The organism is Cupriavidus sp. DL-D2 (assembly GCF_039710735.1).
Taxonomy (GTDB): domain Bacteria; phylum Pseudomonadota; class Gammaproteobacteria; order Burkholderiales; family Burkholderiaceae; genus Cupriavidus.
In genome coordinates, this window is record NZ_JBDKXK010000014.1 from 221,447 (window position 1) to 230,236 (window position 8,790).

Genomic DNA, 8,790 nt, shown 5'->3' on the forward strand with positions numbered 1-8,790 from the left:
TCGCCTCCTGACGTGACCTGCAAGGCTTTCCGATGACCCATTCGTTCCAGCCGCTCGATGCCGCCGCCACGGCCGCCCGTCTGCCGTATCCCGAACTGGCGCAGGCCATCGCCGCCATGCTTGGCGAGTTGCGCGATGGCACGGCCATGGCGCCACCACGCATCGCGCTGCCCATTGGCGATGCACAGCACGGTGCTGGCACGCTGCTGGTGATGCCGGCGCGCAACCGCGACCTGGTGATGACCAAGAACATCACGGTGCATCCGGACAACCCTCGGCGCGGCCTTGCAACGATCCTCGGCGAAGTGCTCGTCGCCAATGCCCATACCGGCGAGCGCATCGCCATGCTCGACGGACCCACGGTCACGGGTCGCCGCACCGCTGCGGTGTCATTGCTGGCCGCGCAACAATTCGCTCCGGTGCCGGACGGCGAACTGTTGATCGTCGGCGCTGGGGTGCAGGCCGAGACGCACCTCGAAGCCTTCGTCGCCGGGCTGCAGGTGCGCAAGGTGTGGTTCCAGTCTCGGACACGGGCCAAAGCAGAGGCACTGGCCGACCATGCGCGCGAGCTAGGCGTGGAGGCGGAGGTGATCGACGAGGTGGCTGCAGTGCTGCCGCGCGTATCGATGGTGGTCACGGTGACATCGAGCCGTACCGCCGTGCTGCCCGATCTCGATAGCGGACTCTGGACGGACCGGCACTTCGTGGCGGGCGTCGGCGCTTTCCGCCCCGACATGTGCGAACTGCCCCCGCAGCTCTGCCATGCCGCCGCAGCCAGTGGCCGTCTGCTGGCCGACACCCTGTTCGGGATCGAGGACGAAGCCGGGGATCTGTTGCAGGCCGGTATCGACTGGAACGACGTGCAGCCCTTCCAGACTGCGATTCTGCAGGGCGAGGCGCTGCGGACGAAGGCCGGCAGCCCGCTGGTGTTCAAGAGCGTGGGCTATGCGCTGTGGGACCTCGCCGCGTGCGTGCTGGCCAGCGCCGTTGACTCGTCAAAATAGCCATGTTGTGGGTAATGTTTCTCAGTTTTGAAACAGAACCGTTGCGCTGACGCGTCGCTTTCTTTCGGAAAACTCCTAATTGGTCACCCGCTGTTTTGGGTTAACCCTGCCTTTAGGGCATTTCTTCTATGATCCCGTTCCGTGTTTGAAACAGGCTGCGCGGGCCGCGCAGGATAATGCGACCCAGCAGTGGTTGTATTCAAAGAGGATGGAGCAAGAGGAACAATGAAAAAGATCTATAAGAAGATGCTGGTGGCAGGCGCCGCCATGGCACTGGCTGGCGTCGCACAGGCCCAGTCCGCGGGCAGTAACATCGTCAGCTTCGGCTGGATGCGGGTGATGCCCCAGGGGCATTCCGAATTTCTGACCATCGATTCCGTCGCCGGTCGCCCGACGGGTGGTCTGCAGCGCCAGAACACCGGTGCCACGATCGATTCGGCCGATACGCTGGGCCTGACGATGTCGCATTTCTTCACCGACAACATCTCGGCCGAGTTTGTGCTGGGTGTGCCGCCGAAGCATGACGTGAGCGGTGACCGTGGCTACGAGAAGTACGGCAAGCTCGGCACGGTGCGCCAGTGGAGCCCGGCCATCGTGGCGAAGTGGCACTTCTTCGATGCCAAGACGAAATTCCGCCCGTACGTCGGTATCGGTGTGAACTACACGTGGTTCACGGGCGAGACCGTGACGAACCAGAGTTTTGTTCAGGGCGAATTCGGCCCGGGTTCGACGATGGCCGCCACGGCCAAGTCGTCCTGGAATCCGGTGTTCAACATCGGTGCCAGCTACGCTGTCACGGATAACTGGTTCGTGGGTCTGTCGGTGTCGTATGTGCCGATCTCCACGACGGCTAACTTCACGACCACGCTGGCCAACGGCGCCAAGGTCGAGTCGCACACGAAGATCAAGATCGACCCGATCGTGACCTTCCTGAACGTCGGCTACCGCTTCTGATCCCCTGCGGGGACCAGCAGTGAAGAAGGGCACCCCTCGGGGTGCCCTTTGTACGTTATGCGGCGCTCTTAACCGGATAGCCCGCACCTTCGATCGCCTGCTGCAGTGCCGATCGGTCTGCGGCGGACTCTACCTTGACCGCCTGCGTGGGCACATCGGCGCTGACCTGTGCAGCCGGGTCCACCGCGTGCACGGCCTTGGTGATGGCGCTCACGCAATGGCCGCAGGACATGCCTTCTACCTGGAACTGGATCATGGAAACTCCTTGAAATGGGGAGGAAAGAAACGATCTCGGACTGGAGTATGAACCTTCCCATCGTGGGAAGCGCAAGGGGAAGATAAGGGACAGCGCAACGCGGGCGTGCATTGCGTGAAAACCTTGACCTTCCAATGGTGGTAAGGTCCACAGTGCCTGTATTGCCGATGCCCTGAGTCCGCTTCCATGACCACGCCAGCTTCCTCGCTGAACCCCTCCGAATGGCGCCTTCCCGTGGAAGGCATGACTTGCGCGTCATGCGTGCGGCGCGTGGAAAACGCTTTGGCCAAGGTGCCGGGTGTGCGCGATGTGGCCGTGAACCTCGCCACGGAGCAGGCCACCCTCCAGGCCGACAACGGTGCGGTGCTGGCTGCGGCGGCGCAAGCCGTGAGCGCGGCGGGCTACGAAGTGCCGCATGACGAAATCGCACTCGATATCGCCGACATGACCTGCGCATCCTGCGTAGGCCGCGTAGAACGCGCGCTGCGCGCCTTGCCGGGGGTGGTCGATGCCCAGGTGAACCTGGCGACGGAACGCGCCACGGTGACCGTGCTGCGCGGTGCTGCCGATGCCGCGACGCTGGCCGAGGTCGTGACGCTCGCAGGTTATGGCGCCCAGCCCGTGGTGGAAACCATCGCAGCACCGGGTACGGCCACGCCGCGAGCCGACTTCTGGTCGGGCCCATGGCCGGTGGCGATCTCTGCCGCATTGTCGTTGCCGCTGGTGGCACCGATGGTGCTCGAATGGTTCGGCATCCACGCGATGCTGCCCGGTTGGTTCCAGTGGCTGCTGGCCACGCCGGTGCAGTTCGTGTTCGGCTGGCGCTTCTACAAGGCCGGCTACAAGGCGGTGCGCGCCGGGGCCGGCAACATGGATCTGCTCGTGGCGCTGGGTACATCGGCTGCCTATGGACTCTCCCTCTGGCAGATGTTCACGGCGGGCGACACCATGCCGCATCTCTATTTTGAGAGCGCGGCAGTGGTCATCACGCTGGTGCGGCTCGGCAAGTGGCTGGAGACGCGCGCCAAGCGCCAGACCGCCGAGGCAATCCGCGCGCTGGCCGCGTTGCGTCCCGATACCGCGCAGGTCCGCCGCAACGGTGTGGAGCAGACCGTGCCGCTGGCGCAGGTACGCGTGGGCGACGATATCGTGGTGCGGCCCGGTGAACGGATTCCCGTCGATGCGGAAGTGATCGAAGGCAGCAGCCACGTCGATGAATCGATGCTGACCGGCGAGCCGGTGCCGGTAGTACGCCAACGCGGTGATCGGCTCACAGGTGGCGCGATCAACCAGGATGGACTGCTGGTGGCGCGTACCGTGGCCGTGGGCGCGGAGACCGTACTCGCGAAGATCATCCGCATGGTGGAGCATGCGCAGGCCGCCAAGGCGCCGATCCAGCGACTCGTCGATCGCGTTAGCGCGGTCTTCGTGCCCGTGGTGCTTGGCATCGCCCTGGCCACGTTGCTCGGGTGGGGACTGGTGGCGCATGACTGGAGCACCGCGCTGCTCAACGCGGTGGCCGTGCTCGTCATCGCGTGCCCTTGCGCGCTGGGTCTGGCCACGCCAACCGCGATCATGGCGGGCACCGGCGCGGGTGCGCGCGCAGGCATTCTGATCAAGGATGCGGAGGCGCTGGAACTCGCGCATCGCGTGTCCGTGGTGGCCTTCGACAAGACGGGCACGCTGACCGTCGGCAAGCCCGAGGTTGTGGCGCTGCATGCTGTGGATGGCGATGACGCGGTCGTACTCGCGAAGCTCGCCGCGCTGCAGAGCGGTAGCGAACATCCGCTGGCGCGTGCGGTGATGGCGATGGCCAGTACGCGCGGCATTGCGGTGCCTGTTGCCACCGATGTGCACGCGTTGCCGGGACGTGGCATCGCAGGCGTGGTCGATGGACAAACACTTCAGCTCGGCAGCGAAGGGCTGCGTGTGTCGCTACACGCAGACGCGGGTGCGCTCGGTGCGCAAGCGGATCGATTGCGCGATCAAGGTCGCACGGTGTCGTGGCTGATCGACGTGGCGGCATCGCGCGTGCTCGGACTCGTGGCATTCGGCGATGCTGTAAAGCCCGGTGCTGCAGCGGCCATCGCACGATTGCGCGATGCAGGCATTCGCACCGTCATGCTCACGGGCGACAACGCCGGCGCTGCGGCGCGTGTGGGCGAGTTGCTCGGACTCGATGAAGTACAGGCCGAAGTGCTGCCGCAGGACAAGGCCGCGCGTGTGGCGGCACTCAAGCAAGGCGGCGCCGTGGTGGCGATGGTCGGTGACGGCATCAACGATGCCCCCGCGCTGGCCGCTGCCGATGTCGGTGTGGCAATGTCCACGGGCACCGATGTCGCGATGCATGCAGCCGGTATCACGGTGATGCGTGGCGACCCGTCGCTGGTGGCCGATGCACTGTCGCTTTCGCATCGCACCGTGCGCAAGATTCGTCAGAACCTGTTCTGGGCCTTCGTCTATAACGTGGTGGGCATTCCGCTGGCTGCGGCGGGGCTGCTGAATCCCGTGGTGGCAGGCGCGGCGATGGCGTTCTCAAGCGTCAGCGTGGTGGGCAATGCGCTGCTGCTGCGCCGCTGGCATCCGGAGATCGACAAGGAGACATCGCGATGAACATTGGAGAAGCCGCGCAGGCATCCGGCGTGTCGGCGAAGATGATCCGGCACTATGAGTCCATCGGCCTGGTCGATGCGCCGCCGCGTAGCGATGGCGGGTATCGCCGCTACGACGAACGCGCCGTGCACACCTTGCGCTTCGTGCGCCGCGCCCGTAATCTCGGCTTCTCGCTCGACGAGATCCGCGGACTGCTATCGCTCTGGCACGATCGCGGACGGGCCAGCGCCGATGTGAAAGCGCTGACGTTGAAGCACGTGGCGGATCTCGAAGTCAGGATCTCCGAGCTGGCTGCGATGCGGGATACGTTGAAGTCTTTGGCGGAAGCGTGTTCCGGTGATGACAGGCCGGATTGTCCGATTTTGTCGGATATGGAAAGGGCGGGGTGTCATGGGTAGGGAAGGTTGAGTATCTCTCGCTATTGGTTTTCTCCCCTCTCCCGCCTTGCGGGAGAGGGGCGGGGGAGAGGGCAAGCGGTTCAAATTTCGAGGTGGTAGGCAAGCAGAACCTCCAGCCCTCTCCCCCAACCCCTCTCCCACTGCGTGGGAGAGGGGCGCAAAACAAAAGATCAAAAAACAATTCGGGAGACCCACGCATGACCGCCACCCAATCCCGCCAACGCATGCGCGATGGCACCGAACTGTTAGTCCGTACATGGCTTCCCGCTACCGCAGAACCTCTCGGCACCGTCCTGCTCGTCCACGGCCTGGCCGAACACAGCGGGCGCTATGACCACGTTGCGGCTGCGTTATGCGAAAGGGGCTTGCGCGTACGTGCCTACGACCACCGTGGGCACGGTGCCAGTGGCGGTCCGCGCATGGTGGTCCCCGGCCCCACGGCCTACGTCGATGACCTGGCAGAAATCTACGATGCCGCCGAGCGCCAGTGGCATGAGCTGCCGATGGTGCTCGGCCACAGCATGGGTGGACTCGTCGCGGCGCAGTTCGCCACGGCGCGTGTGCGCCCGATTCGTGCGCTGATCTTCTCGTCACCCGCGCTCGCACTGAAGCTGTCAAACACGATGCTGACGCTGCAGCGCGTGCTGCTGGCACTGGCGCCGCGTATGCGCGTGCCGAATCCCATCGATGCACGCATGCTGTCGCATGACGCAGAAGTCGTCCGCGACTACCGTAACGATCCGCTTGTGCAGAGCACCATCAGCGCCAGTGTGCTCGAATCGTTCCTGCGCGGCATGGCGCAGGCGCAGGGCGATGCAGGGCGGCTCGAAGTCCCCACGCTGATGCTCGTCGGCGGCGCGGACACCCTTGTCGATCCGCAGGGCAGCCGCACGTTCTTCGACGGCATTCCGGAAGGGGTTGCGGAGATGCACTGGTTCGATACCGGCTACCACGAGATCTTCAACGAGACGCAGCCGTTGCGTGGCGAGGTATTCGCCGCATTGGACGAATGGCTGGGCCGCCACCTGGAGGTTCCGGTAAAGCCCTGACGCCCGCGCGGTGAAAGTCGTGCGATGATCTCCGGCATTCCGACAATGACAGCCACGGCCCTCAGGGCCTGCAAGGATGCAAGGGGACATGGAGACGTACGACTACATCATCGTGGGGGCCGGTTCCGCCGGCTGCGTGCTGGCCAACCGCCTGACGCAGGACCCCGGCGTGAAGGTGCTGCTGCTCGAAGCAGGCGGCAAGGATGACTATCACTGGATCCATATTCCGGTCGGCTATCTCTACTGCATCGGCAATCCACGTACAGACTGGCTGTATCGCACGGCGGAAGAGGCGGGCCTGAACGGCCGGTCGCTGGGCTATCCGCGCGGGCGTGTGCTGGGCGGCTCCTCGTCGATCAACGGCATGATCTACATGCGCGGCCAGCGCGAGGACTACGACGCATGGGCCAGCCTCACCGGCGATGACGGCTGGCGCTGGGAGAACGTGCTCCCGCTGTTCAAGCGCAGCGAGGATCATCATCGGGGGGCCAACGAATTCCATGGCGCGGGTGGTGAATGGCGCGTGGAGGGGCAACGGCTGCACTGGGACATCCTCGAACGATTCATCGATGCCGCCGAGCAGGCGGGCATTCCGCGCACCGACGATTTCAATCGCGGTGACAACTTCGGCGTGGGCTATTTCGAGGTGAACCAGCGTCGCGGCATCCGCTGGAACACGGCCAAGGCATTCCTGCGCAAGGCATCCGAGCGGCCCAACCTGACCATCGTGACCGGCGCGCAGGTCAGTGCGCTGACGTTCGATACACCCGATGGCCGTCGTTGCACAGGCGTTCAATACCTGGGCGGTGGCAAGCCGGCGGAGGCGCAAGCGACCGAGGAAGTGATCCTGGCCGCTGGGGCCGTGAATTCGCCGCAACTGCTGGAGTTGTCCGGCATCGGCCAGCCGGAGCGCCTGCAGGCGCTGGGCATCCGCGTGCGCCATGCCTTGCCGGGCGTGGGCGAGAACCTGCAGGATCACCTGCAACTGCGCACGGTCATCAAGGTGGATGGCGTGCGCACGCTCAACACGCAGGCGTCGAAGTGGTGGGGCAAGCTCGGCATCGGCCTGCAATATGCCTTCAACCAGAGCGGGCCGATGAGCATGGCGCCGTCGCAATTGGGCGCGTTCGCGCGCAGCGACGACAGCCAGGCGCGCGCCAATGTGGAGTACCACGTGCAGCCGCTGTCGCTCGACAAGTTCGGTGATCCGCTGCATGCCTTCAACGCCTTCACCGCGAGCGTGTGTAACCTGCGTCCCACGTCGCGCGGTAGCGTGCATATCGAGGACGCCGATTTCCGGCGCGCACCGCGCATCGCACCCAACTATCTCTCCACCGACGAAGATCGCAAGGTGGCGGCCGATTCGATCCGGCTCACGCGCCGCATCGTGGCATCGCCCGCGCTGGCGCCTTACAAGCCGCAGGAGTGGCTGCCCGGTCCCGCGTTCCAGACCGACGAGCAACTGGCCGAAGCCGCTGGCGCCATCGGCACGACGATCTTCCATCCAGTGGGTACGTGCCGCATGGGCGCCGCTGACGATCCCGCCGCCGTGGTGGATAACCGGCTCCGCGTGCGCGGTATTGCGGGGCTGCGCGTGGTCGATGCCTCCGTCATGCCGCTCATCACATCGGGCAACACCAACTCCCCGACGATCATGATCGCGGAGCGTGCCAGCGAGATGATTCGCGCGGATCGCAAGGCGCGTGCGAGCGGCGCAGCAATTTCGCCGGAAATCGTCACCCCGGTTTCGGCGTAGCCGCCCTATAAGGGTCTTCCACGATACACGGCGTCGTATGGGCGGCAGCCCCGCATGCGGCGTCGGTACAGGGCCGCACGTCGCCTATGCGCCACGTGGCGAATGTATTACGCCTAGTGCAAACCCCGATGTTTTGCGACGCAGCAGGCGCACACAATAGTTGCCGGTATACGGTGCCTGAGTCTTCACTTGGCGCATCGTTATCTACGGCAGCCGCGCCGTTCATCACAACCACTACAACGCGGCAAATATGGCGACAGCGCCGGAGTTCGAACCATTGTCAGTTGCCGGGCACAACCCGGCATCGCAGCAAGAGGGCGGGCAGGAGACTATGACTCAGGAAATCATCCTGGAAACAAAGAACCTCACGAAGGAATTCAAGGGGTTCACCGCAGTGAGCGACGTCAATCTGCGCGTACGTCGCGGCTCGATCCATGCATTGATCGGGCCGAACGGCGCGGGCAAGACCACCTGCTTCAACCTGCTCACCAAGTTCCTGGAGCCCACCACGGGCACCATTCTTTTCAACGGTATCGACATCACGCGCGAGAAGCCCGCACAGATTGCGCGGCGCGGCGTGATTCGCTCGTTCCAGATTTCCGCCGTGTTCCCGCACCTGACCGTGCGCGAGAACGTGCGCATCGGGTTGCAGCGTCAACTCGGCACCGCGTTCCAGTTCTGGCGCAGCGAGCGCTCGCTCGACGTGCTGGATGCGCGTGCGATGGACTTGCTCGATCAGGTCGGTCTCACCGAATTCGCG

The 8,790-nt window shown here is 64.7% G+C and carries 8 protein-coding genes; 7 read left to right on the plus strand and 1 reads right to left on the minus strand.

The features are described 5' to 3' along the window. The first annotated feature begins 32 nt into the window (after positions 1–32). Positions 33–1,004, plus strand: coding sequence for a delta(1)-pyrroline-2-carboxylate reductase family protein (locus tag ABDB81_RS11225; protein WP_346811130.1), 972 nt, complete (start codon positions 33–35; stop codon positions 1,002–1,004). 225 nt (positions 1,005–1,229) lie between these two features. Further along, complete coding sequence (locus ABDB81_RS11230) at positions 1,230–1,958, plus strand: OmpW family outer membrane protein (protein WP_137926214.1); 729 nt, start codon at positions 1,230–1,232, stop codon at positions 1,956–1,958. A gap of 55 nt (positions 1,959–2,013) precedes the next feature. Here ABDB81_RS11230 and ABDB81_RS11235 read toward each other — a convergent pair whose 3' ends face one another. Beyond that, positions 2,014–2,214, minus strand: coding sequence for a heavy-metal-associated domain-containing protein (locus ABDB81_RS11235; RefSeq protein WP_137926215.1), 201 nt, complete (start codon positions 2,212–2,214; stop codon positions 2,014–2,016). A gap of 186 nt (positions 2,215–2,400) precedes the next feature. On the opposite strand from ABDB81_RS11235, the gene ABDB81_RS11240 reads away from it, so the two are divergent. The 5 genes from ABDB81_RS11240 to ABDB81_RS11260 form a co-directional block, all read left to right on the plus strand. Next, on the plus strand, positions 2,401–4,827 hold the full coding sequence (locus ABDB81_RS11240) for a heavy metal translocating P-type ATPase (RefSeq protein ID WP_346811132.1): 2,427 nt from the start codon (positions 2,401–2,403) through the stop codon (positions 4,825–4,827). After that, positions 4,824–5,225, plus strand: coding sequence for a Cu(I)-responsive transcriptional regulator (gene cueR, locus ABDB81_RS11245; protein WP_137926217.1), 402 nt, complete (start codon positions 4,824–4,826; stop codon positions 5,223–5,225). Before ABDB81_RS11240 ends, cueR begins: the two co-directional genes overlap by 4 nt. 197 nt (positions 5,226–5,422) lie before the next feature. Next, positions 5,423–6,274, plus strand: a complete 852-nt coding sequence (locus ABDB81_RS11250; protein ID WP_346811134.1) for a lysophospholipase — start codon at positions 5,423–5,425, stop codon at positions 6,272–6,274. Between the two features lie 88 nt (positions 6,275–6,362). Next, the gene (locus ABDB81_RS11255) at positions 6,363–8,030 is read left to right on the plus strand and encodes an FAD-dependent oxidoreductase (protein WP_137926219.1); all 1,668 of its coding nucleotides are present in this window, start codon (positions 6,363–6,365) and stop codon (positions 8,028–8,030) included. Between the two features lie 331 nt (positions 8,031–8,361). Then, the coding region (locus tag ABDB81_RS11260; protein ID WP_346811136.1) for an ATP-binding cassette domain-containing protein at positions 8,362–8,790 on the plus strand (429 nt) is incomplete at its 3' end.

What these genes read in the sequence shown, in the direction of transcription:
- ABDB81_RS11250 (WP_346811134.1), top strand. Translation starts at nt 5,423, where the DNA reads ATGACCGCCACCCAATCCCGCCAACGCATGCGCGATGGCACCGAACTG.
- cueR (WP_137926217.1), top strand. Translation starts at nt 4,824, where the DNA reads ATGAACATTGGAGAAGCCGCGCAGGCATCCGGCGTGTCGGCGAAGATG.
- ABDB81_RS11255 (WP_137926219.1), top strand. Translation starts at nt 6,363, where the DNA reads ATGGAGACGTACGACTACATCATCGTGGGGGCCGGTTCCGCCGGCTGC.
- ABDB81_RS11235 (WP_137926215.1), bottom strand. Translation starts at nt 2,214, where the DNA reads ATGATCCAGTTCCAGGTAGAAGGCATGTCCTGCGGCCATTGCGTGAGC.
- ABDB81_RS11240 (WP_346811132.1), top strand. Translation starts at nt 2,401, where the DNA reads ATGACCACGCCAGCTTCCTCGCTGAACCCCTCCGAATGGCGCCTTCCC.
- ABDB81_RS11230 (WP_137926214.1), top strand. Translation starts at nt 1,230, where the DNA reads ATGAAAAAGATCTATAAGAAGATGCTGGTGGCAGGCGCCGCCATGGCA.
- ABDB81_RS11225 (WP_346811130.1), top strand. Translation starts at nt 33, where the DNA reads ATGACCCATTCGTTCCAGCCGCTCGATGCCGCCGCCACGGCCGCCCGT.